Raw genomic sequence first — 20957 nt, 5'->3', positions numbered from 1 at the left:
TTGTGAAATAAACGCCCGATTTTGCGCTCCATCGGGCACACGAATCGGTTAGAAACAGGGCATGAGGAAGGATATCGCCATGCTCGATCTGCCCGAACCCGAAACGCTCTATGCCGCGCTTCTGGCCCGCGATCCCGCCTATGAGGGGCGCGCCTATGTCGCAGTCACGACGACCGGCATCTTCTGCCGGTTGACCTGTCCCGCCCGCAAGCCGAGGCCCGAGAATTGCCAGTGGTTCGCGCATCCGGCGGATGCGCAGGCTGCCGGTTTCAGGCCCTGCCGCCGTTGTTTCCCCACCGGACCGACCGCCGAGGGGGACAAGATCGTTTCACGGCTGATGGCACTGCTGCGCGAAGATCCGTCGCGGCGCTGGTCCGAAAGCGACCTGACGGAAATGGGGCTCGATCCCTCGACCGTCCGGCGCGCCTTTCGCCGCCATTTCGGGCAGAGTTTCCTGCAAATGGCGCGAGCGACCCGTTTGCGCGGCGGGATGAGGACATTGACGGAGGGAGCCATGATGATCGATGCGCAACTGGATGCCGGATTCGATTCGGCCTCGGGATTCAGGAATGCCTTCGCGCGGCTTTTCGGACATCCGCCGCATGTTTGGCGCAGGGCTGCCGATCTGCGTGCCGACTGGATCGATACGCCGCTTGGCGGGATGATCGCGATCGCCGATGACGAGGCGCTGCACCTGCTGGAATTCATCGATCGCAAGGCGCTGCCCGAAGGGTTGCGCAAGCTGTCGGGCATGGTCGGCGGGCGGATCGGCCTGGGCCGCAGCCATGTGACCGACAGGGTCGAGGCAGAGCTGAATGCCTATTTCGACGGCCGCAATCCGCGCTTTTCCGTGCCGGTCCATATGCACGGGACCGAGTTCCAGCGCCGCGTCTGGAAACAATTGCGCGAGATACCGGCGGGCGAGACGCGCAGCTATGCCCAGCTGGCGGGTGAGATCGGCCAGCCCACCGCGACCCGCGCCGTCGCCCGTGCCAATGCCACCAATCGCATCGCGCTGGTCGTTCCCTGCCATCGGGTCATCGGTGCGGATGGCAGCCTGACAGGCTATGCCGGTGGTCTGTGGCGCAAGGAAAAACTGATCGAGACAGAGAGAGCCTATGCCCACTGAAAAAACTTTCCATTTCTTGCATGAGCCCGGTAACCCCCTGGTTCTCTACAATATCTGGGACGCCGGATCGGCCGAGGCCGTCGCGCGTGCCGGGGCGAAGGCCCTGGCGACGGGAAGCGCCTCGGTTGCCGGGGCGCTTGGTTATCCCGATGGCGAGGCCGTGCCGCTCGATACATTGCTGCATGTCGTCGCGCGTATCCGGGCAGTATCGGACCTGCCGCTGACCGTGGATTTCGAGGCGGGCTATGGCGAAACACCCGGTGAAATCGCCGGTAATGCCGCAGATCTGGAAGATCTGGGCGTTGCGGGGATCAACCTGGAGGACGGGATGCCGCCGGAAAACGGCATCCGCCCCGCCGCCGAACATGCCGAGCGAATCGCGGCCATTCGCGCGCGGACCGGCCTGTTCATCAATGCCCGCACCGATCTGTTTTTGCAGAATCCGTCCGATACCCATGCGGCCCTGTTGCCCGAGGCCCATGAACGTGCCGCGATCTATGCAGAGGCAGGAGCAGATGGTTTTTTCGCCCCGGGCCTGACGGAACCGGCATTGATCGGGGAACTGTGCCGCGACTGCCCGCTGCCCGTGAATATCATGGCTTCACCCGCTGCTCCCTCCATCGCCGAACTGGCCGGATTGCGGGTTGCGCGGATCAGTTTCGGCCCCTTCCCCTGGCGAGATGCGATGGCATCGCTGACGCAGGCGGCATCGGAACAGCTTGGGCAAGGGGCTTGACGCGGGGCGCTACCCGCTATAGTCACCCGCGAACGGAATTCCGGGCGCTGCTTTGCTGCGCCCTTTCACATTGGGCCGAACCTACCTGCCGGTGACGCCCGTTAAAGCTGAGACGAAGGATTAACACCATGTCGCGCGTCTGCGAACTGACCGGCAAAGGCCCGATGACCGGTAACAATGTCAGCCACGCCAATAACAGGACCCGTCGCCGGTTCCTGCCGAACCTCAACGAGGTTACGCTGACGTCTGAAAAGATGGGCCGCAGCTATTCGCTGCGCATTTCGGCCGCCGCCCTGCGCTCGGTCGATCATCGTGGCGGTCTGGACGAGTTCCTGGCCAAGGCGAAAGATACCGATCTGTCGGCCCGCGCTCTCAAGATCAAGCGCGAGATCGCCAAGAACGACGGCCCGGCTGAAGCGCAAGCCTGATCGGAACCATTCCGAAGCCGTGCTTTGCCCCGCCTTGGCGGGGCTTTTGCATTTATGCGCGGCGGCGGGACAGTTATAGCCTGCCTCCCGACAAGGGAGGGCCCATGATGCAAATCACCACCACCTGCCCGGACCTGGATTCGGCCAGGCTATCGGCGCATGAGGCTTTGCGCAGGCATTTCGCTGCCTGTGCCAATATTTTGCCGGTCGTCACTTGGAAAACCATCGGAACAACCGAGGCTGCGACAGATTGGCTGCTGTCGGAAACGGTCTGATCGGATAGATTGCCGTCCATGCGATTTGTCCTGCGCCTTGTCCTGATCCTTTGCCTGACGCTGACCGGCGTCGGTTTGGGCGTGGCGCGCGGCACCGTGCAGAGCGATGGGCAGGTGGTGATCTGCACCGGCGAGGGCGTCGTGATTCGCCACGTTCCGGGGGCTCCGGGAAAGTCCAAGGCGCATATCTGCCCGGATATGGCATTGTCGCTGCTGGGCGCGCCCGTCATGCCGGACGCTTCCGTCATGCGCGATCCGCTGCAGCGACGTCTTGTCATGCTGATCGATTCGGCGCCGGGCGTCTCGAGACCCGTTCCGACAGCATCCGCACGCGATCCTCCGCAGGGTTTGGCTACCATTTGATCGAATTGCCAAACTTACAGAGGATATACTCATGAGAACAGTTGTTTTTGCCGCGATGGCGGTGCTGATGCCCTATGCCGCTTCGGCCCATGATGGCATGGCCGTCAAGGATGCCTATGCGCGTGGCGCGAATCCGAAATCGGGCGCGGCCTTCATGCTGCTGGAAAACCACCGCAAGGTCGATTGCACGCTGCAGGATGTGGCTTCGGATGCCGCCGAACGGGTGCTGTTGCATACAAGCGAGGAAACCGACGGTATCATGAAAATGCAATCGGTCGAGGGCATTACGATCCCGGCGGAAGGTGAATATCTGATGCAGCGCGGCGGCGATCACGTGATGATGATGGGCCTGAAGGCGCCGCTCGAGGATGGCCAGACGGTAAAGCTGACGCTGGATTTCGGCGATTGCGGAACCGAGGAGGTCGAGGTGCCGGTCGATAATCAACGCGATGCCGGGCATGCCGGGCATGGTGATGCGGACATGAAGGACGAACACGCGGATCACTGATCGCGAATGATCTGCGGCGGTTCTTCTTGCCGAAGGATCGCCGCAGATGCTGCCTTGAGGACACGCAATCCGGTCGGGATGCCGCGAAAACATCTTGGTGAGTTGCAAAAACCGACCTGTTCGAGATAATCTTCCGGCGAGAAGAACAATCGAGCAGCCTACAGGAAACATCTATCATGAAACGCCGTCAGTTGATGTCGCTGGCCCTGCCGCTGATCGCCGTTCCGTCGCTGGCGCTGTCGCAGACCGCACCCGCCGCCCCGGTGAAGACGCAGGCCCGTGATCCCTATGCGCCGACCGAGGTCGCGATCCGCGATGATTTCGAGGTCGGCAGTATCGTCGTGGTCAGCAAGGATTTCTTCCTCTACCATGTCGTCGCCCCGGGCAAGGCGATCCGTTACGGCGTCGCGGTCGGCAAGGATGAACTGGTGTGGAAGGGCAAGGCGACCGTCGGCCGCAAGGTCGAATGGCCAAGCTGGCGCCCCACCCAGGACATGATCGAGCGCAATCCCGCCGCCTACGAGAAATACAAGGACGGCATGCCGGGTGGCCCGACCAATCCCCTGGGTGCGCGTGCGCTGTATCTCTACAACGCGAGGGGGCAGGACACCGCGATCCGTATCCACGGCACGACCGAGCCGGGCTCGATCGGCCGCGCGGTCTCGAATGGTTGCCTGCGGATGCGCAACGAGGCGGTGATGAGCCTCTTTGACCAGGTGCCGATCGGAACCCCCGTCTACGTTTTCTGACATTGCCGGTGAAACTGACCCATGTCGCGGATCCTGCCCTGGCGGGGTTCGATGACATCATCGACGTGCGCTCGCCATCGGAATTCGCCGAGGATCATCTGCCCGGCGCCATCAACCTGCCCGTTCTGGATGACGAGGAGCGCGCGCGGGTCGGCACGATCTACAAGCAGGTTTCGCCTTTCGACGCCCGCAAGCTGGGTGCGGCGCTGGTCGCGGCGAATGCGGCGCGGCATATATCAGAGGTGCTGGCCGATCGGGATGGAAGCTGGAAGGCGCTGGTCTATTGCTGGCGGGGCGGGCAGCGTTCGGGCAGCTTCGCCACGATCCTCAAGCAGATCGGCTGGCGCGTCGATACGGTCGAAGGCGGCTACAAGTCATGGCGCAACCTGGTGGTGGACAGGGTGCAGAATGGTGCGGTGGCCGCGCCTGTTGTGGTTCTGGACGGCAATACCGGCTGCGGCAAGACCGCGATCCTGCATCATCTTGCAGCAAAAGGCGTGCAGGTAATCGATCTCGAAGGGCTCGCCCGGCATCGCGGCAGCCTGTTCGGCGCCATGGCCGGAGGACAACCTGGCCAGAAGATGTTCGAGGGGCGTCTGGCCCTGGCGCTCGAAGGGCTGGATCCCGCGCGTCCGGTCCTGGTGGAGGCCGAAAGCAGCCGGGTGGGTGACCTTTTGGTGCCCAAGGCTCTATGGCGGGCGATCTGCGCTGCTCCCCGTATCCGGCTGGATGTCCCGGTTGGCGAACGGGCGGCCTATTCGGCCCGCGATTACCGCGATGTCGTGGAAAATCCCGAACATCTGAGCGCGATCATCGCTTCCTTGTCAGCGCTGCATCCGGCGGAGCGGATCGAGGGTTGGCTGGCGCAGGTGAAGGCCGGTGACTGGAAAGGGCTGGCAGAGGGCCTGATGCGCGATCACTACGACCCGCGTTATCGCAAGCATCGCGAGCGCTATGCCGAACGCGAGAAAGCGGTGGTGCGGGTGAGCCGCCTGGATGATCTTGATGCGGTAGCCGGAAAGGTCGCGGCGGCGCTGGAGCGCCTGAACGGGTGATCGCAGCTTTCCCGCGAGGCTGGATGCCTCCGGCGGGGATATTTTCATGAAGAAGAAGCGGCGATTCTATTCGGCGGTGCCGTTCCGGAGAAAGCGGCGAAGCAGCTTTTCCAGCTTGGCGGCGCCCAACGGAGCCATGGCCTTGGTGTGATCGTGGCTGATCGCCTCGTCGCTGAGACCCGCCCCCATATTGGTGATGACCGAGATGGCGGCGCAGCGAATTCCCAGGAACCGCGCGAGGATGATTTCCGGCACCGTTGACATTCCGACCGCGTCGGCGCCGAGGACCCTTGCGGCCCGGATCTCGGCCGGGGTCTCGAAACTGGGGCCCGAGAACCAGCAATAGACGCCCTGGGGAAGCGCGATCCCTTCCGCGCTCGCGGCCTCTTCCAGCGCGGCGCGTATCGCGATGTCATGCGCATCCGTCAGAGGCACGAAACGGGCATCGGTCTTTTCGCCGATCAGCGGGTTGGTGCCCGCGAAAGCGATGTGGTCATTGAGAAGCATCAGCCCGCCCGGCGGGATATCGGTGCGCAGCGATCCGGCCGCATTGGTCAGGATCAGCTTGCCGCAGCCCAGTGCCGACAGGGTTTCGAGTGCCGGGCGCATCGCGTCGGCGTGGCCGGTTTCGTAGTAATGGGACCGGCCCCCGAAGACGGCGACGCGGCGGTTTTCCAGCTCTCCGATGACCAGTTGCGGGACATGGCCCGAGACACCGGCATGGGGAAAGCCCGGCAGGTCGTCATAGGGAATCGCCACGCCCTCGACCGCTTCGGACAGATGGCCAAGGCCCGAGCCGAGGATGAGCCCGTATTCCGGGGGCTCTTCTCCGGCACGCTCGCGGATCAGGGCGGCGAGTTCAGCGCTCCTTGACATAGGGTTCTCCTCCTGCGCGGGGGGGGATGGCGCGGCCGACGAAGCCCGCGAGGATGATCACGGTCAGGATATAGGGCAGCGCGTTCATGAACATCGAGGGCACGGTAATGATGCCGAGATCCAGGTCGGGATAGCGGTTCGCGATGGCTTCCAGCAGGCCGAACAGGAAGGTCGCGAAAAGGGCGCTCCATGGTCGCCACTTGGCGAAGATCAGGGCGGCCAGCGCGATGAAGCCGCGGCCTGCCGTCATCTCCTTGACGAAACCCGCCGAGAGGCCGGTGGCCAGGTAGGCGCCGGCGAGGCCGCAAAGCAGGCCGCAGATGGCGATGGAGGCATAGCGCAGCCGCGTGACCGACACGCCGGCGGTATCGACCGAGGCGGGGTTTTCGCCGACCGCCCGCAAACGCAGGCCGAAGCGGGTCTGGGACAGGATCCACCATGTCAGCGGCACGCAGACGAAAGCCACATAGACAAGGATCGTATGGCCAGAGATCAGGTTGGAATAGATCGGACCGAGGAAGGGGACGCCCTGCAGGCTGTCGGCGAATGGCAGGGTGATCTCGCCGAAACGGCCTCCGCCGGTCAGGGACGGGGTCCGGCCGCCCAGGCCGAATATCCGTTGCCCCAGCAGCACCGTCATCCCCGAGGCGAGGAAATTGATTGCCACCCCCGAGATCAGCTGGTTGCCCATGAAGGTGATCGAGGCCAGCCCATGGATCAGCGCAAGCGCCATCGAGCCGCCGATTCCCGCCAGCAGTCCCAGCCAGGGGCTGCCAGTGGCATAGGCGACCGAGGCGGCGGTAAAGGCGGCCATCAGCATCTTGCCCTCCAGCCCGATATCGAAAACGCCTGAACGCTCCGAATACAGCCCGGCAAGGCATGCCAGCAGCAGGGGGGTCATCAGCCGCACGGCGCTGTCGAGGATCTGGATGATGGTGGCGAAATCCATTCTCAGCTCCTTTCAGTGGCCAGGCGGAAGGCGACATAGGCCAGGAAGGCCCCGATCGCGGCCTCGATCCAGCGCCGGGCGTGATCATAGGCGAGCCTGAAGGGAGAGGAGGAGAGCAGCACCGCATAGGCACCATGCCCGGCAAGCGAGAGCACGAAAGCCCCGGCGATGAAAAGCGCCAGAACCGGCATGGGGGCGCCGTCGGTCGCGCCCACGGTGGCGATGGCCAGCCAGAACATTATTGCCTTCAGGTTGGTTACTTGCATTAGGTAGCCGGTGATGAAGGCACGGCGCAGGTTTGCTTTGCCCGGCATACTCGCAATGACGACCTTCGGCGGCTCGATCGCTTTGCGCCATGCATTGATTGCGAGCCAAAGGATGTAGCCGGCTCCGATCATTCGGATAAACGCTGACAACCATGCAACCCGCTCGATAAGCAGACCGAATCCTTGCGTCGTAGCCAATGCCAGTGACGCCGAACCGAAGGCGATGCCAAGCGAGGCTGTCAGTGCGGTCGTCCGATCCCGTGACAAGCCGAGACCAAGAAGCATGGCGACACTGGGTCCGGGGGTGGCGACACCCATGACCAGAATGGCATAGGCCGCCGTGAAGCCCGGGAGATAGGGGATCAGCCACTCCATCATGCACGCCCCTTCCTGCGCATGGCGAGGAATATCCGTTCCAGCGGCATCCGCACCATGTTGTCGAGCGCACCGGTGAACAGGATCACCAATGCCTGGATGACGATGATCAATTCGCGTGGGATCGAAGTCCAGAGCGCCAGCTCTCCGCCGCCCTGGTAGAGAAAACCGAACAGCAGCGCGGCAAGGAAAACGCCGAAGGGGTGGTTGCGGCCCATCAGCGCCACGGCGATGCCGATGAAGCCTGCTCCTTCGACCGCGTTCAGGACCAGCCGCTCGGCCTCTCCCATGACATTGTTGATCGCCATCAGCCCGGCCAACCCGCCCGAGATCAGCATGGCGATGACGGTGATCCGCACCGGCGAGATCCCGGCATACATGGCGGCGGGCTCGGATTGGCCAAGGGCGCGGATCTCATAGCCGAGACGGCTGCGCCAGATCAGCAGCCAGACCAGGACGCAGGCGAGCAGGGCGACGAGGAAGGTGATATTGACCGGGGTGTTCTTGCCCCATTCCAGGCCGACATTGGCAGCCATGCCGCTCAGCGTGGGCAGATGCGCGCCTTCGGGGAAATTGGCCGAAGCCGGATCCATGCTGCCGACTGGCCGCATGAGGTTGACCAGCACGTAATTCAGCAGGGCGGCGGCGATGAAATTGAACATGATCGTGGTGATCACGATATGGCTGCCGCGTTTCGCCTGCAGCCATGCCGGGATCAGCGCCCATGCCGCGCCGAACAATGCCGCGCCGATCATCGCGGCGGGCAGGGCGATGCCCCAATGCGGCCAGGGCAGGGCAAGGCAGACCAGGGCCACGCCAAGTCCGCCGACCATCGCCTGCCCCTCGCCGCCGATATTGAACAGCCGGGCGTGATAGGCCACGGCGACGGCCAGCCCGGTAAAGATGAAATTCGTGGTGTAATACAGCGTGAATCCCCAGCCATAGCTGGAACCGAGCGCGCCATCGATCATGGTTTTCAACGCCAGCCAGGGGCTTTCGCCGATGGCGAGGATCACCATGGCGGAAATCCCCATTGCGAGGATCAGCGAGATCAGCGGCGTCAGGATCACATCCGCCCATTTCGGCATCTTGTCCATCAGGCCGCCCCTCCGGAAACATCCTCGATATGCTTGTGCTCGGGCGGGATGCCCTGGCTGGCATCGGCATGCGCAGTATCGGTGACGCCTGCCATCAGCAGGCCAAGCTCGCCCGTGGTGGTTTCGTCCGGCAGGCGCTCACCCATGATGCGGCCATCGAACATCACCGCGATGCGATCCGACAACGACAGGATCTCGTCCAGCTCGACACTGACAAGCAGAACCGCCTTGCCCGCATCGCGTAGCTCGATGATGCGCTTGTGGATGAACTCGATCGCACCGATATCGACGCCGCGCGTGGGCTGACCGATCAGCAACAGATCCGGGTTCCGCTCGATCTCGCGCGCGACGACCAGCTTTTGCTGGTTTCCGCCCGAGAAATTGCGCGCGGCAAGGTTCGGATTGCGGGGGCGGACGTCGAAATGCTCCATCTTGGCTTCGGCATCCGCGCGGATGGCGGCGTTGTCCATCAGCAGCCCCTTGTTGAATTCAGGCGCGCGGTGATAGCCGAAAGCGACATTCTCCCATGCCGTGAAATCCATGATCAGGCCTTCGGTCTGGCGATCCTCGGGCACATGGCCGATGCCCCGGGCGCGGCGGGTTGCGGCATCGGATCTGCTGCCGGTCAGGTCCAGTTCCTGCCCGTTCATCCGGATGCTGCCGCCGACCCTGGCGCCCTTTTCGGGAAAGCCGCCCAGCAATTCAAGCAATTGCGTCTGACCATTGCCCGATACACCCGCGATCCCCAGGATCTCGCCCGCGCGGATGTCAAAGCTGATGCCGCGCAGCCGCTCGACGGATTCATCATCCACCAGTTTCAGGTCGCGCACCTCCAGCACCTTTGCGCCGGGTTGGGCAGGGGTTTTCTCGACATTCAGCAGCACCTTGCGCCCGACCATCAGCTCGGCCAGTTCTTCGGGGCTTGTCTCGGCGGTTTTGACCGAAGCGACCATCTCGCCGCGTCGCATGACGCTGACATTGTCGGTGATGTCCATGATCTCGCGCAGCTTGTGGGTGATCAGGATAATGGTCTTGCCCTCGGCCTTCAGCCCTTCGAGGATGCGGAACAGGTGGTCGGCCTCTGCCGGGGTCAGCACGCCGGTCGGTTCGTCAAGGATCAGGATATCGGCCTGCCGATACAGCGCCTTGAGGATCTCGACCCGCTGCTGGTGGCCCACCGACAATTCGTCGATGGTCTCGTCGGGATCCACGTTCAGCTGATACTCGGCGGCAAGCCGTTTCATTGCCCCCCGCGCCTTGGCCAGGGAAGGGCGCAGCAGGCGTCCTTCCTCGACCCCGAGAATGATATTCTCCAGCACGGTGAAATTCTGCACCAGCTTGAAATGCTGGAAGACCATGCCGATGCCTGCGCGGATCGCGGTCTGGCTGTCGGCGATGGCAAGCGGCTGGCCATTCACCAGGATCTCGCCCTTGTCGGGCTTGTAGAACCCGTAAAGGATCGACATCAGCGTGGATTTGCCCGCGCCGTTCTCGCCGATGATCCCGTGGATGGTGCCCTTGGGCACGCGCAGGTCGATATCCTTGTTCGCCTGCACGGGACCAAAGGCTTTCGAGATGCCGCGCAACTCGATGGCAAAGGGGGCCGACGCGGCTGCTCGCCCCCCCGTATCCGCGACAGCCTCCCCCATCAGAAGCTGTGCGCGGGACAGGTGTTGTCGCTGTAATAGTCGTGAACCGCGATCTCGCCGGATTTGATCTGTTCCGCGATCTCGTCCACTTTTGCCTTCATCTCGTCGGAGATCAGCGAAGCGTTGTTGTCGTCCAGTGCATATCCGACGCCATCCTCTTCCAGACCCAGCACCGACTGGCCGGTTTCCAGATCCTCACCCGCCATGAACGCCTCGTAGACGGCGACATCGACACGCTTGACCATCGAGGTCAGCACCTTGCCCGGATGCAGGTGGTTCTGGTTGCTATCGACCCCGATCGACAGGATATCCTCGTCCGCCGCCGCCTGCAGCACACCGATACCGGTACCGCCCGCCGCCGCGAAGACCACATCCGCGCCCTGCGAGATCTGCGCCTTGGTCAGCTCTCCGCCCTTGACCGGATCGTTCCAGGCGGCCGGGGTGGTGCCGGTCATGTTGGCCACGATCTTGATATCGGGATTCTCGGCCTTGGCGCCTTGCGCATAGCCGCAGCCGAATTGCCGGATCAGCGGGACATCCATGCCGCCGACAAAGCCGACCGTGCCGGATTCACTGGCCATGGCGGCCAGGACGCCGACGAGGTAGCTGCCCTCCTGTTCGGCGAACATGATCGATTTGACATTCGGCTGATCGACGACGGCATCGATGATGGCGAATTTGGTGTCCGGGTAATCCGATGCCACCTCGTTGAGGATATTGCCGAATGCAAAGCCCGTCATGACGATGGGATTGGCGCCGGTTTCGGCCAGGCGGCGCAAGGCCTGTTCGCGCTGCGCCTCGGACTGCATCTCCAGCTCCTTGTAGGAGCCGCCGGTTTCCTCGGCCCAACGCTTGGCGCCCATATAGGCGGCCTCGTTGAACGATTTGTCGAACTTGCCGCCCAGATCGAAGATCAGCGCAGGTTCGGCCAAGGCGGTGCCGCCCGCAAGCGCCATCAGCGCCGAGCTCGCCATCAGCGTTTTCATCAAAGTCATGACAGATAACCCCATCCTGTTGCCGCGGGCGATTCAAGTCGCCCGCCTGATGCGTCGATTAGGGCGCATTGCCCGGAAGTGGTCAACCGCCTTCTTGTTGTTTTGCCAAACCAAGATGCATCACGACGGCATCGAGTCCGGGAGCGTAGTATCCCCGCCTGCGCCCCGTTTCGCGCCAGCCGAGGGCCGCATATAATGCTTGCGCGGGATGATTGTCTGCGGCGACCTCCAGGAACAGGTCGCAGGCCCCCATCGCGCGGGCCGTGGCGGCGAATTCGCGGGTGAGGGCAAGGCCATGACCCCGACGCCGTGCCTCGGGGGCTACCGCCAGGGTCAGCAATTCGGCCTCTTCGGCGACAAAGCGGCCCAGCAGGAACCCGTCATGGCGGGTCAGCAGGAAACTTCCGGACGATGCCAGCAATGCCGAGAACTCGTCGGCGTTCCATGGCCGGGGGGTCGTGAAACAGCGCGCATGCAGGGCGGCCAGCTGGTCGGGAGTCACGGCAGGATCACCGGGGCCGGGTCGCGTGGCGGCGCGGCATCCGCGGGGCGGAGATAGATCGGTGCCGGGCGCGGGGTGGGCTCTGCCCGCCGGATCATGGCCAGAGATGCGATGGCTTCGGCCAGGGGGACCGCCGGCGCAGCCGGCGCGGGGCCGGGCGGCAGCGAACCGGCCGCGGCTTGCCGTGGCCGGTCTTGTGCCCCGTCATCCCCGTTCGCGCCGAAATCCTGCCATATCACCTGGTCGCGGCGCGATGGCAGGACGACCCGGCAGGGGCGGGGCAAACCGAAAGCCGCGGCTTCGGTCACGCTGATGCCAATGGCGGGAATGTTCAGCGACAGGGCCAATCCCCGCGCAGCTGCCACCGCGACGCGGATGCCGGTGAAATTGCCGGGGCCGATCCCCACGCCGATCACGTCAAGGTCGCTCCAGCCGATCCCGGCCCCGGCCAGCATGTCCTCCAGCAGGGGGAACAGCCGCTCTGCCTGCCCCTTGGCCATCTCTTCGTGCCGGGAGGCCAGAACCCTGTCGCCGCACAGCAAAGCGGCCGCGCAATGCGCGGCCGATGTGTCGAAACCAAGAGCAACCGGGTCAGGCAACGGGCCGAACCTCGACCACCTCGGGGATGTAATGCCGCAGCAGGTTCTCGATCCCCATTTTCAGCGTCAGCGTCGAAGAGGGGCAGCCCGCGCAGGCGCCCTGCATATGCAGATAGACGATGCCGCGATCAAAGCCGTGGAAGGTGATGTCGCCGCCATCCTGGGCCACTGCCGGGCGCACGCGCGTATCCAGCAATTCCTTGATCTGGCCGACGATCTCGGAATCCGGGCCGTCATGGGCCGCATGTCCGGTGCCTTCCTGGGCGCCGCCCTCGATAGCCGGGGCTCCGGATTGGAAATGCTCCATGATCGCGCCCAGGATCGAGGGTTTCAGATGATCCCAAGGGGCGTCCTCGGTCTTGGTCACGGTGACGAAATCCCGGCCCAGGAACACGCCGGTGACACCCTCGACGGCGAAAATCCGTTGGGCAAGGGGTGATTTCCCACCTGTTTCGGCATTCGGGAAATCGGCGGTGCCGCTGGCGAGCACGGTTTCGCCGGGCAGGAATTTCAGCGTGGCGGGGTTCGGCGTGGTCTCGGTCTGGATGAACATGGGGGCGCTCCTTTGGTTCCGATATGGCGATGGCGGCCTGCCGGGTCAAGCGCTGCGGGCTGCGCGTATCAGGTGATCGCCTCCAGGCGTTCCTTCGACAGGTCTCCCGGGACGACCGTGATCGGGCAGGACAGGTTGCCGGCTTCGCGCAAAAGCCGGGTCAGGACCGGGTTCGCCGCGGATTTGTCGCTGTTCAGCCCGAGGACCACCACGCCGATCTCGTCATCCTCGGTGATCTGCGCGATCAGCTCATCGGCGGGATCGCCCTCGCGCACGACCAGTTCGGGCTCGACCTTGGGCCGCGAGCGCATCCATTTCGCGAAGACTTCGAAATGCGCCTCGATCCGTTCATAGGCCTCGGCGCGCATGACATCTGCCACGCCGAACCCATGCTGGATCTCGGCGGTCGGGATCACCGACAGCACGACGACCGCGCCACCCGTGCTTGCCGCCCGCATGGCGGCAAATCTCATCGCGTTAAGGCATTCATGGCTGTCATCCAGTAAAACGAGAAACTTGCGCATCCATATATCGCGTTTTTGCCTCGAAGATTGACGCCACAGTGAAGTAACCTTCGCGATTAAGCAAGCACAGCATGATCACGGATCGCGCCCTTGTCACCCGATCAGGGGGCGAAGGGATCGACCGGATAACCGACACCTGCAAGATACAGCCCATGAGGCGGGCAGACCGGTCCACAGGCGGCGCGGTCGCGGGCGGCCAATGCCTCGGCGACCTGCCGGGGTTGCCATGATCCTGCGCCGACCCGCTCCAGCGTGCCGACGATGGAGCGGACCTGGTTATGCAGGAAAGAGCGTGCCCGCAACCGGAACAGGTATTCCCGGCCATGGGGAATCTCGCGTTCCTCGATCTCGATCCGGTCCAGCGTCTTTACCGGGCTCTGGGCCTGGCAGATCGAGGAGCGGAAGGTGGTGAAATCGTGCTTTCCGACCAGATGTGCCGCGCCTTCGCGCATGGCATCCGCATCCAGCGGGTTCCGCACCCGCCAGACCAATCCGCGATCATGCGTCAGGGGGGCCCGCCGGGCAACGAGGCGGAAACGATAACGCCGCTCGATCGCCGAGAACCGCGCGTGGAAATCATCCGCAACACGCGCTACGGCCAGCACCGCGACAGGGGCGGGTTTCAGGTGGTAATTGAGTGCCTCGGACAGGCGGAAGGGATCCCAATCGCGCTCCAGATCGGCATGGGCGACCTGCCCGGTGGCATGAACACCAGCATCCGTCCGGCCCGCCGCACCGATCCGTGCGCCCGCCGCAAAGCCGGGATCAAGCCGCCCCAGGGCCGTTTCGACCGCCTGCTGGACCGAAGGCTGGTCGGCCTGCGCCTGCCAGCCCGAGAACGGGCCGCCGTCATATTCGATGAGAAGGGCAAATCGGGGCATGGATCAGCGGGTCTTCTGCCGTTCCGGGGTGGACAGCAGATCGTCCATGGTCTGTGCATCACCCGAACGCAATGCAGGGCGCTCGCCGCTATCGGCGGGGCGCACCCCTTCGCGGGCCAGACGCTCGCGCAGCACGGTCATCTCGATATCCAGATCGCTGCGGTCCCCTTCCAGCAATTGTCGGCTGCGTGCGGTGAAATCACTTTCCAGGTCGTTCAGGAAATCCTCGTAGGCCGCCCGTGCCTGCGTATCCTGCGAACGGGCATAGAGATCGGCGAACTTGACCGTCGCATCGCGGGCACCCATCAGGTAGATCCCCATATAGCGCCGAACCGCGCCCAACTCGGTGGGATCCTCCCGAACCTGGTCGAAAAGTTCGTGCACCGTGGCCTCGAACATCGCCACGCGGGCCTCCAGCCGCCTTTCGCCGCTGCGCAGGATCGCGTCCTTCATCTGGTCCAGATGGGCCTGACCCTCTTCGATCATTCTGGCGGCGCGGTCCTGCTGGAAACTGTCGATGCCTTCCATCCCCTTGTCGCGCATCGGGTCGGGGCCGAAGGCCAGCCAGTGAAGCGCCAGCCCCGCCATCCCGATCAGCGCGGCTCCGGCAAAGGCGCCAAGCTCGGCGGCGCCGATGCCCAGCCCCAAGGCGGCCATCACCCCGCCGAACAGCTTACGCGGGATCGCCGGGCGGCGGGCGGCGCGGCGGCGCTCATAGGCGCCTCGGCGACCAGCCCCTCGCCGGTCATCCACATTCCGGCGGCGATCAGCCCGAATCCCGCCAGGTTCATGACCATCCCGGCCGGTTCCTGGAAGAATGCGCTCAGAAGGAACGGAGAGGCGGCGATGGTGACCCATTTCGGCCGCCCCTGCAGCCGATGCCGGGTTTCGATCACGGGTAGCCGGCCCGAATCGCCGGATCTGCTGTCGGGTGAGAAAAGTCCACCGAAACGCTGTGCCATCCGGCCCCCTTACGCCGCACCGGCCAGAGACGCATAGAGCGTCAGCAGCACCAGCAGATAGAAGCTCAGCCTTTGCATCGCCTTGCGTGACATGAAATCCGTTCCTTCGATGTGGCACAGGGCCGGTTTCGCACAACATATATCGGTACGGCCCGGTGAATTGCAAAGCGAATGGGCCGAAACGGGATCAGCCGGGAAACAGCCTGTCCAGTGCCCGTGTCAGGGGCGCCGCATCGCGGATCGACAGCCGCACGGGCAGGGCAAGCACCTTGGAACGGAAATTGCGGGGCAGGCGCACCGCGTCCTTTTCGGTCGTGACAAGCTGTGCGCCCAGCATAACCGCCTCGCTCTCCAGCCGCGTGAGCAGGGCGGGGGTGAAGGGTTGGTGATCGTCCAGTGCCTCGCCGCGTATCAGTTCGGCCCCGAGACCCCTCAGCGTGGCAAAGAACTTCTCGGGATGACCGATCCCCGCGAAAGCCAGGACCCGGTGGCCCTGCCAGTCGATGCCGGTTTGCAGCGGGATCAGTTCGCCCCGCAGATGCGGCATGTCGAGAGGAGGTTGAAACCGCGCCTGTGCCTCCTCGCCACCGATCGAGACCAGCAGATCGGCGCGGGGAAGGCCGCTGGCGACAGGTTCGCGCAGCGGTCCGGCGGGCAGGCATAGCCCGTTGCCGAAGCCCTTCGCCGCATCGACGACGACCAGCGACAGGTCATGCGCCAGCGCCGGATCCTGGAAACCGTCATCCAGGATGACCGCCTCTGCGCCCGCAGCCACCGCCGCCCGAGCGCCCTCCACCCGGTCGTCCGAGACCCAGACCGGTCCGAAGGCGGCCATCAGCAGCGGCTCGTCCCCGGTCAGCGCCGCGTCATGATCGCGCTCGTTCACCCTCAGGCAGCCCCTGGCGCTGCCTCCGTAACCGCGGGAGACCACATGGGCGGCGATCCCGCGCGCCTGCATTTCCTGCTGCAGATGGATCACCGTCGGGGTCTTGCCGGTGCCGCCCGCGTTCAGGTTTCCGACACAGATCACCGGCACGCCGATGCGCAGCCTTGCCCCCCCCGCCAGCCGCCGCGCCGTCGCGCGGGCATAGATCGTACCGAGCGGCGACAACAGCCGGGCCCGCATGCTGGGCGGACGGATATACCAGAATGCCGGGGCACGTCTCATTGTCCGGCATCCTCCAACGCGTCCAGCACCGCCGAGGTGATCTGCATCGCGACCCCCGCGCCGCCGGTGCTGACCGTCCATGCGTTGCCGGCGAGATCGGCCACCAGGTCGGGGCGGGTCAATTCGGCGACGCTGTCGGCAAGGGCCTCTGGTCCCGGCACCAGCCGGGCCGCGTTGCCGCCGTCAAGCTGCTGCCATTCGGTCGAGAAACGCCGTGTGAAAGGGCCGTGAATGACCGCCGATCCTAGGGCGGCGGGTTCGAAAGGGTGCCGCGTCAATTCGTCATCGCCGCTGAGCGTGCCGCCCATATAGGTGACCGGGGCCAGCCGATACCATAGCCCAAGCTCGGCATTTGTCTCTGCGATCATGACCTGCACCTCCTCGTCGGGCTCTTCGTCTAGGTCGCGGCGCGCGACGATCAGGCCGTTTTGCTCGAATCTTTCTTGAAGGGGAATGATCCGATCGGGATCGGTCGGCACCAGGAACAGCAATGCGCGATGCGATTGATGCAATGCGGCAAGATGCGCCCCCAGCACCGCATCCTCTTCCGAGGGCGGGACGCAGGCGGCCAGCCAGGAATGCCGGCCGCCCAGAAGCTCGGCGAGGGTCGAGCGCTCGGCTTCGTTGCAGGGCAGCGGATCGTGAATTTCCGCCACCGGCCCGGTCATGCTGACCTTTCCGGGCGCGATCCCGATGCGGCGGGCGAGATGGTGGCTGTCAATGTCGGTGACGAAGAGCGTCGAGACCATCCCAAGCAATTCCCGACGCATCCCGGCACGCAGGCTCCAGCGGGCCTCGCTCCTGTCGAAACGCGCTTCGCCCATGATCACCGGAATGCCCAGTTCGACGGCGCTGACGATCAGTGCCGCCGGAAGCTCTGTCCCCAGGAGCAGCACCGCGAAGGGCTCTGCCCGCCGGATCAGGCGCCGCATGGCGGCGCGGTCGGTTTCCTGGTCCGGCAGTCCCCCTGCGCTCGTCTCGAGAATGCGCAGATCGGGGCGGCGCTTTTCCAGCATCGCACGGATCTGGGCCCGCGCCGCGTGGTTGGGCCGTGAAGCGGCGAGAATCAGCAGCGGCCCGGTGCCCGAAGGGAGCGGGGCATCGGGCTGGTCAGGCGTTTCGTGGCGCAATTGCAGCCAGAGGCCGAGCCGTCCCAGCCCCGCCACCGCCATCAGTTGCCGAGTTCCTCGGTCGGACCGGCCGGGGTCTCTTCGTCCCGCAAGCGGTGCAGATGGGCGATGAAATAGCGCGTATGGGCGCTGTCCACGGTGCGCTGCGCCTCGGCCTTCCAGGCGTTGTAGGCCTGTTCGTAATTCGGGAAGATGCCGACATAATGGATGTCGTTGGTGTCGCGGAACTCGGTCCGCTGCGGATCGACGAGCTCGCCGCCGAAGACGAGGTGAAGTCGCTGGCTCATGTGATCTCCTTGAGCTTCGGGATATTGGCCGAACCTAACGCGGAGCGAGGAGAAGATGAAGCGGCTTCCAGGGTCAGGGTAAGCGATATATGTCCCGATTGGCGTCCCGCGACCTGCGGGGGCTGCCTGCCCCCGCACCCCCGGGGATATTGTCATGAAGAAGAAGGACGATGCCGTCGTTCAAAGACCGGCGAGTTCCATCACCACGGCCCATTCCCCTTCGGTCACCGGCTGGACCGACAGGCGGGTATTGTTGACCAGCGCCATGTCCTTCAGCCGGGGCTCGGCCTTGGCCTGCTCCAGCGAGACGAAGCGCGGCAGGGGTTTGACCGCTTTCACATCCACGCATTCCCACCTGGGATCGTCGGTGGTGCTGTCGGGATGGATCTCGGCGATGACCTCGCAGATGCCGACGGCCTCCTTGCCCTGGTTCGAGTGGTAGAACAGCCCGAGATCGCCCTTTTTCATCGCCCGCATGTTGTTGCGGGCCTGGTAGTTGCGCACCCCGTCCCATTCCTCGCCCCGATCGCCCCTGGCGACCAGGTCGTCCCAGCCAAAGACGTCGGGTTCGGATTTGAACAGCCAGTATGCCATCAGCCGATCACCTTCTTCCATTCGGTCACCTGCACGCTCTCGAACAGCCCGGCGGATTTGTAGGGATCATTCGCCGCCCAGTTCTCGGCCGCGCCCAGGTCGGGGGCGTCGAGAATGACCAGCGAGCCGCGCATCTCTCCGTTCTCGATCAGCGGACCGGCCATGGCGACGATGCCGCTGTCCCGGATATGGGCCAGATGCGCCTCGCGCGTGTCCAGCCGGGTCTGCAGCGCGCCGGGCCTGTCCCGGCAGATGACGGCGAATAGGGGCATCATTCCTCCTTGAGCGGGCGGTTCATCAGGTGCTCCATGGCGTTTTCCACGGAAACCGCGCCTTGCGCAAGACGCGCGACCATGGCGGCGATGGGCAGCTCCTCGTCCAGTTCCGCGGCAAGCCGGGTCACGGCGCGGGCGGTGGCGGCCCCCTCGACGGTCGTGCCAGAGTCGAAATCCGTGCCCGAGCCGATGGCATGGCCGAAACGGAAATTGCGCGACTGCACCGAAGAGCAGGTCAGCATCAGGTCGCCCAGTCCCGACAGGCCGGTGAGCGTCTCGGGCCGGGCGCCAAGCCGGGCGCTGAGGCGGGTCATCTCGGCAAAGCCCCTGGTGATGATCGCGGCGCGGGCGCTGTCGCCCAGCCCCGCGCCGATGACGGTTCCGGCGGCGATGGCGATGACGTTCTTCAGCGCGCCGCCCAGTTCGGCCCCGGTCACGTCGCTGCTGCGGTAAAGGCGCAGGACGGGCGTGGACAGCGCATGTTGCAGCGCCTTGCCGCGCCCGGGATCGGCGCAGGCCAGCGTCAGGGCGGTGGGCAGGCCACGGGCGATATCGGCGGCGAATGACGGGCCGGTCAGCACGGCAATCGTGGCGGCGGGACAGGCAGAGGCGATCAGCCGCGAGGGGCCGGTCAGCCGGGTCAGGTCGATGCCCTTGGCCGTGCTGACCAGCGTCTTGCCGTCCAGATGCGCGGCGTGATCGGCCAGGAATGCGCCCAGCTTTTGCGCCGGAAGGGCCAGCAGCAGCGTATCGGCGCGGGCCGCCTGCGGCAGATCGCCGGTGACGGTGACCGCGTCGGGCAGGGTAACGCCGGGCAGGCGCGGGTTCTCGCGTCCCCAGCCCGTTGCCCGCCCCCAAAGCGTGACCGGCCCGCGTGTCGCCAGCGCCACCGCCAGCGCGGAGCCGAATGCGCCTGCGCCCAGAACCGCGATGCTCATGCCTTCGCCCCCTTCTTGCCGCTGCCCAGCATCGGCGCGGCGCGGCTGTCCAGTGGCCAGCGCGGGCGGGCGGCCAGGTCCATGCCGTCGCGCGCGCCTGTCCGGAACCGTTCGATTCCCGCCCATGCGATCATCGCGGCATTGTCGGTGCAAAGCCGCAGGGGCGGGGCGAGGAAGCGCGCGCCCGCGTCCTGCGCGACCTGTTCCAGCGCGGTGCGGATGGTCCTGTTGGCCGCGACCCCGCCCGCAACGGCCAGCACCGGGGCAGGGGACAGGGTCAACGCGCGGCGGGATTTCTCGGCCAGAACCTCGGCCACGGCGATCTGGAAGGCGGCGCAGAGATCCTGCCGGTCGGATTGCCGCAACCCGCCCTGTTCCGCGATCAACTGGTCGCGCAGGCGCAGCGCCGCCGTCTTGAGGCCCGAAAAGGACATGTCGCAGCCGGGCCGGTCCAGAAGCGGACGCGGCAGCTCGAAGCGGTCGGCACGCCCAAGCGCCGCCTCGGCCTCGACCGAGGGGCCGCCGGGCTGGGGCAGGGCCAGCAGCTTGGCCAGCTTGTCGAACGCCTCTCCGGGTGCGTCGTCGATGGTGCCGCCGAGGCGCGAGAATTCCTGCGGGCCATCGACGCGCAGGAACTGGCAATGTCCGCCAGAGACCAGCAGCATCAGGTAGGGAAAATCTATGCCGTCCGTCAGGCGCGGGGTCAGCGCGTGCCCGGCCAGGTGGTTGACGCCTACCAGCGGCAGCCCGGCCCCGGCGGCGATGCCCTTGGCCATCATCACCCCGGCCATCACCCCGCCGATCAGCCCCGGCCCGGCAGTCACCGCAACGGCGGTCAGCTCGCGCAGTGTCAGCCCCGATTCGGCCAGCGCCTGCTCGACGCAGATATCCAGCCGCTCGGCATGGGCGCGGGCGGCGATCTCGGGGACGACACCGCCGAAATCGGCATGCATCTCGGCCTGGCCCGTCACGACCGAGGACAGGATGCGGCGGTCGCCGGTGACGATGGCGGCGGCGGTGTCGTCGCAACTGCTTTCGATGCCAAGGAAAATGCTGTCGTCCATGCTCTTGCCGGGAGGGGGAATGCCGCTTAC

28 protein-coding genes are annotated in these 20957 nt (G+C 65.1%); 8 read left to right on the top strand and 20 right to left on the bottom strand.

The features are described from left to right. Positions 1-61 precede the first annotated feature (61 nt). The 8 genes from A7A09_RS05740 (at position 62) to mnmH (ending at position 5243) form a co-directional block, all read left to right on the top strand. Positions 62-1129, top strand: a complete 1068-nt coding sequence (locus A7A09_RS05740; RefSeq protein WP_211341050.1) for a bifunctional transcriptional activator/DNA repair enzyme AdaA — start codon at positions 62-64, stop codon at positions 1127-1129. Next, positions 1119-1865 (top strand): isocitrate lyase/PEP mutase family protein, encoded by a 747-nt coding sequence (locus tag A7A09_RS05735; protein WP_106690505.1) that lies wholly within the window; start codon positions 1119-1121, stop codon positions 1863-1865. The genes A7A09_RS05740 and A7A09_RS05735 overlap by 11 nt, the downstream gene beginning before the upstream one ends. Positions 1866-1993: 128 nt before the next feature. Next, a complete protein-coding gene (rpmB, locus tag A7A09_RS05730) occupies positions 1994-2293 on the top strand; it encodes a 50S ribosomal protein L28 (protein ID WP_106690504.1) in 300 nt (99 codons plus the stop codon). Between the two features lie 104 nt (positions 2294-2397). Continuing rightward, positions 2398-2568, top strand: a complete 171-nt coding sequence (gene cutA / locus A7A09_RS05725; protein WP_123225476.1) for a divalent cation tolerance protein CutA — start codon at positions 2398-2400, stop codon at positions 2566-2568. Between the two features lie 18 nt (positions 2569-2586). Next, positions 2587-2931 carry a hypothetical protein gene (locus A7A09_RS05720; RefSeq protein ID WP_106690503.1) on the top strand — a complete coding sequence of 115 codons (345 nt, stop codon included), beginning with the start codon at positions 2587-2589 and terminating at the stop codon, positions 2929-2931. A 31-nt stretch (positions 2932-2962) separates the two neighbouring features. Beyond that, a complete protein-coding gene (locus tag A7A09_RS05715; RefSeq protein ID WP_106690502.1) occupies positions 2963-3439 on the top strand; it encodes a copper chaperone PCu(A)C in 477 nt (158 codons plus the stop codon). 176 nt (positions 3440-3615) lie between these two features. Beyond that, positions 3616-4188 (top strand): L,D-transpeptidase, encoded by a 573-nt coding sequence (locus tag A7A09_RS05710; protein ID WP_106690501.1) that lies wholly within the window; start codon positions 3616-3618, stop codon positions 4186-4188. A gap of 2 nt (positions 4189-4190) precedes the next feature. Next, positions 4191-5243, top strand: coding sequence for a tRNA 2-selenouridine(34) synthase MnmH (gene mnmH / locus A7A09_RS05705; protein ID WP_106690500.1), 1053 nt, complete (start codon positions 4191-4193; stop codon positions 5241-5243). Between the two features lie 66 nt (positions 5244-5309). Here the strand turns inward: mnmH and A7A09_RS05700 are convergent, their stop codons facing one another. The 20 genes from A7A09_RS05700 to tsaD form a co-directional block, all read right to left on the bottom strand. After that, the gene (locus A7A09_RS05700; RefSeq protein WP_106690499.1) at positions 5310-6119 is read right to left on the bottom strand and encodes a purine-nucleoside phosphorylase; all 810 of its coding nucleotides are present in this window, start codon (positions 6117-6119) and stop codon (positions 5310-5312) included. Then, on the bottom strand, positions 6103-7068 hold the full coding sequence (locus tag A7A09_RS05695) for an ABC transporter permease (RefSeq protein WP_106690498.1): 966 nt from the start codon (positions 7066-7068) through the stop codon (positions 6103-6105). Before A7A09_RS05695 ends, A7A09_RS05700 begins: the two co-directional genes overlap by 17 nt. 2 nt (positions 7069-7070) lie before the next feature. Further along, a complete protein-coding gene (locus tag A7A09_RS05690) occupies positions 7071-7712 on the bottom strand; it encodes a LysE family translocator (protein ID WP_245999163.1) in 642 nt (213 codons plus the stop codon). Continuing rightward, positions 7709-8806 (bottom strand): ABC transporter permease, encoded by a 1098-nt coding sequence (locus tag A7A09_RS05685; RefSeq protein WP_106690497.1) that lies wholly within the window; start codon positions 8804-8806, stop codon positions 7709-7711. Before A7A09_RS05685 ends, A7A09_RS05690 begins: the two co-directional genes overlap by 4 nt. Next, positions 8806-10455 carry an ABC transporter ATP-binding protein gene (locus tag A7A09_RS05680; protein WP_106690496.1) on the bottom strand — a complete coding sequence of 550 codons (1650 nt, stop codon included), beginning with the start codon at positions 10453-10455 and terminating at the stop codon, positions 8806-8808. Before A7A09_RS05680 ends, A7A09_RS05685 begins: the two co-directional genes overlap by 1 nt. Continuing rightward, positions 10455-11450 (bottom strand): BMP family lipoprotein, encoded by a 996-nt coding sequence (locus tag A7A09_RS05675; protein WP_106690495.1) that lies wholly within the window; start codon positions 11448-11450, stop codon positions 10455-10457. Before A7A09_RS05675 ends, A7A09_RS05680 begins: the two co-directional genes overlap by 1 nt. A gap of 82 nt (positions 11451-11532) precedes the next feature. Further along, complete coding sequence (locus A7A09_RS05670; protein WP_106690494.1) at positions 11533-11952, bottom strand: GNAT family N-acetyltransferase; 420 nt, start codon at positions 11950-11952, stop codon at positions 11533-11535. Then, positions 11949-12551, bottom strand: coding sequence for a tRNA (adenosine(37)-N6)-threonylcarbamoyltransferase complex dimerization subunit type 1 TsaB (tsaB, locus tag A7A09_RS05665; protein WP_106690493.1), 603 nt, complete (start codon positions 12549-12551; stop codon positions 11949-11951). The genes A7A09_RS05670 and tsaB overlap by 4 nt, the downstream gene beginning before the upstream one ends. Then, positions 12544-13104 carry a NifU family protein gene (locus tag A7A09_RS05660; protein ID WP_106690492.1) on the bottom strand — a complete coding sequence of 187 codons (561 nt, stop codon included), beginning with the start codon at positions 13102-13104 and terminating at the stop codon, positions 12544-12546. The genes tsaB and A7A09_RS05660 overlap by 8 nt, the downstream gene beginning before the upstream one ends. A 68-nt stretch (positions 13105-13172) precedes the next feature. After that, positions 13173-13628 carry a universal stress protein gene (locus A7A09_RS05655; protein ID WP_106690491.1) on the bottom strand — a complete coding sequence of 152 codons (456 nt, stop codon included), beginning with the start codon at positions 13626-13628 and terminating at the stop codon, positions 13173-13175. A gap of 101 nt (positions 13629-13729) precedes the next feature. Further along, on the bottom strand, positions 13730-14509 hold the full coding sequence (gene truA / locus A7A09_RS05650) for a tRNA pseudouridine(38-40) synthase TruA (RefSeq protein ID WP_106690490.1): 780 nt from the start codon (positions 14507-14509) through the stop codon (positions 13730-13732). A 3-nt stretch (positions 14510-14512) separates the two neighbouring features. After that, positions 14513-15166, bottom strand: coding sequence for a 5-bromo-4-chloroindolyl phosphate hydrolysis family protein (locus A7A09_RS05645; RefSeq protein ID WP_245999162.1), 654 nt, complete (start codon positions 15164-15166; stop codon positions 14513-14515). Then, complete coding sequence (locus A7A09_RS21330; protein ID WP_245999161.1) at positions 15166-15471, bottom strand: hypothetical protein; 306 nt, start codon at positions 15469-15471, stop codon at positions 15166-15168. The genes A7A09_RS05645 and A7A09_RS21330 overlap by 1 nt, the downstream gene beginning before the upstream one ends. Before the next feature lie 187 nt (positions 15472-15658). Then, positions 15659-16639 (bottom strand): tetraacyldisaccharide 4'-kinase, encoded by a 981-nt coding sequence (lpxK, locus tag A7A09_RS05640; protein WP_106690489.1) that lies wholly within the window; start codon positions 16637-16639, stop codon positions 15659-15661. After that, positions 16636-17811 carry a 3-deoxy-D-manno-octulosonic acid transferase gene (locus A7A09_RS05635; protein ID WP_106690488.1) on the bottom strand — a complete coding sequence of 392 codons (1176 nt, stop codon included), beginning with the start codon at positions 17809-17811 and terminating at the stop codon, positions 16636-16638. The genes lpxK and A7A09_RS05635 overlap by 4 nt, the downstream gene beginning before the upstream one ends. Then, complete coding sequence (locus A7A09_RS05630; protein ID WP_106690487.1) at positions 17811-18056, bottom strand: DUF4170 domain-containing protein; 246 nt, start codon at positions 18054-18056, stop codon at positions 17811-17813. Before A7A09_RS05630 ends, A7A09_RS05635 begins: the two co-directional genes overlap by 1 nt. 180 nt (positions 18057-18236) lie before the next feature. After that, the gene (locus A7A09_RS05625) at positions 18237-18650 is read right to left on the bottom strand and encodes an EVE domain-containing protein (protein ID WP_106690754.1); all 414 of its coding nucleotides are present in this window, start codon (positions 18648-18650) and stop codon (positions 18237-18239) included. Beyond that, on the bottom strand, positions 18650-18925 hold the full coding sequence (locus A7A09_RS05620; protein WP_106690486.1) for a YciI family protein: 276 nt from the start codon (positions 18923-18925) through the stop codon (positions 18650-18652). Before A7A09_RS05620 ends, A7A09_RS05625 begins: the two co-directional genes overlap by 1 nt. After that, complete coding sequence (locus A7A09_RS05615; RefSeq protein WP_106690485.1) at positions 18922-19863, bottom strand: NAD(P)H-dependent glycerol-3-phosphate dehydrogenase; 942 nt, start codon at positions 19861-19863, stop codon at positions 18922-18924. Before A7A09_RS05615 ends, A7A09_RS05620 begins: the two co-directional genes overlap by 4 nt. Continuing rightward, positions 19860-20927 (bottom strand): tRNA (adenosine(37)-N6)-threonylcarbamoyltransferase complex transferase subunit TsaD, encoded by a 1068-nt coding sequence (tsaD, locus tag A7A09_RS05610; protein WP_106690484.1) that lies wholly within the window; start codon positions 20925-20927, stop codon positions 19860-19862. The genes A7A09_RS05615 and tsaD overlap by 4 nt, the downstream gene beginning before the upstream one ends. Between the last annotated feature and the right edge of the window lie 30 nt (positions 20928-20957).

The sequence above is a fragment of the Paracoccus methylarcula genome, assembly GCF_003007735.2.
Lineage (GTDB): Bacteria > Pseudomonadota > Alphaproteobacteria > Rhodobacterales > Rhodobacteraceae > Paracoccus > Paracoccus methylarcula.
The sequence above is the reverse complement of the archived record's forward strand: the minus strand, read 5'-3'. Positions and strand labels throughout refer to the sequence as shown.

Excerpts from the sequence above, each read along its gene's own strand:
- tsaD (WP_106690484.1), bottom strand. The coding sequence starts at position 20,927 with ATGGACGACAGCATTTTCCTTGGCATCGAAAGCAGTTGCGACGACACC.
- A7A09_RS05685 (WP_106690497.1), bottom strand. The coding sequence starts at position 8,806 with ATGGACAAGATGCCGAAATGGGCGGATGTGATCCTGACGCCGCTGATC.
- A7A09_RS05675 (WP_106690495.1), bottom strand. The coding sequence starts at position 11,450 with ATGACTTTGATGAAAACGCTGATGGCGAGCTCGGCGCTGATGGCGCTT.
- A7A09_RS05710 (WP_106690501.1), top strand. The coding sequence starts at position 3,616 with ATGAAACGCCGTCAGTTGATGTCGCTGGCCCTGCCGCTGATCGCCGTT.
- A7A09_RS05615 (WP_106690485.1), bottom strand. The coding sequence starts at position 19,863 with ATGAGCATCGCGGTTCTGGGCGCAGGCGCATTCGGCTCCGCGCTGGCG.
- truA (WP_106690490.1), bottom strand. The coding sequence starts at position 14,509 with ATGCCCCGATTTGCCCTTCTCATCGAATATGACGGCGGCCCGTTCTCG.
- A7A09_RS05625 (WP_106690754.1), bottom strand. The coding sequence starts at position 18,650 with ATGGCATACTGGCTGTTCAAATCCGAACCCGACGTCTTTGGCTGGGAC.
- A7A09_RS05620 (WP_106690486.1), bottom strand. The coding sequence starts at position 18,925 with ATGATGCCCCTATTCGCCGTCATCTGCCGGGACAGGCCCGGCGCGCTG.
- A7A09_RS05655 (WP_106690491.1), bottom strand. The coding sequence starts at position 13,628 with ATGCGCAAGTTTCTCGTTTTACTGGATGACAGCCATGAATGCCTTAAC.
- rpmB (WP_106690504.1), top strand. The coding sequence starts at position 1,994 with ATGTCGCGCGTCTGCGAACTGACCGGCAAAGGCCCGATGACCGGTAAC.
- A7A09_RS05635 (WP_106690488.1), bottom strand. The coding sequence starts at position 17,811 with ATGGCGGTGGCGGGGCTGGGACGGCTCGGCCTCTGGCTGCAATTGCGC.
- A7A09_RS05740 (WP_211341050.1), top strand. The coding sequence starts at position 62 with ATGAGGAAGGATATCGCCATGCTCGATCTGCCCGAACCCGAAACGCTC.
- A7A09_RS21330 (WP_245999161.1), bottom strand. The coding sequence starts at position 15,471 with ATGGCACAGCGTTTCGGTGGACTTTTCTCACCCGACAGCAGATCCGGC.
- cutA (WP_123225476.1), top strand. The coding sequence starts at position 2,398 with ATGATGCAAATCACCACCACCTGCCCGGACCTGGATTCGGCCAGGCTA.
- A7A09_RS05700 (WP_106690499.1), bottom strand. The coding sequence starts at position 6,119 with ATGTCAAGGAGCGCTGAACTCGCCGCCCTGATCCGCGAGCGTGCCGGA.
- A7A09_RS05690 (WP_245999163.1), bottom strand. The coding sequence starts at position 7,712 with ATGATGGAGTGGCTGATCCCCTATCTCCCGGGCTTCACGGCGGCCTAT.
- A7A09_RS05715 (WP_106690502.1), top strand. The coding sequence starts at position 2,963 with ATGAGAACAGTTGTTTTTGCCGCGATGGCGGTGCTGATGCCCTATGCC.
- lpxK (WP_106690489.1), bottom strand. The coding sequence starts at position 16,639 with ATGAGACGTGCCCCGGCATTCTGGTATATCCGTCCGCCCAGCATGCGG.
- A7A09_RS05735 (WP_106690505.1), top strand. The coding sequence starts at position 1,119 with ATGCCCACTGAAAAAACTTTCCATTTCTTGCATGAGCCCGGTAACCCC.
- A7A09_RS05630 (WP_106690487.1), bottom strand. The coding sequence starts at position 18,056 with ATGAGCCAGCGACTTCACCTCGTCTTCGGCGGCGAGCTCGTCGATCCG.
- A7A09_RS05720 (WP_106690503.1), top strand. The coding sequence starts at position 2,587 with ATGCGATTTGTCCTGCGCCTTGTCCTGATCCTTTGCCTGACGCTGACC.
- A7A09_RS05645 (WP_245999162.1), bottom strand. The coding sequence starts at position 15,166 with ATGGCCGCCTTGGGGCTGGGCATCGGCGCCGCCGAGCTTGGCGCCTTT.
- A7A09_RS05660 (WP_106690492.1), bottom strand. The coding sequence starts at position 13,104 with ATGTTCATCCAGACCGAGACCACGCCGAACCCCGCCACGCTGAAATTC.
- A7A09_RS05695 (WP_106690498.1), bottom strand. The coding sequence starts at position 7,068 with ATGGATTTCGCCACCATCATCCAGATCCTCGACAGCGCCGTGCGGCTG.
- A7A09_RS05680 (WP_106690496.1), bottom strand. The coding sequence starts at position 10,455 with ATGGGGGAGGCTGTCGCGGATACGGGGGGGCGAGCAGCCGCGTCGGCC.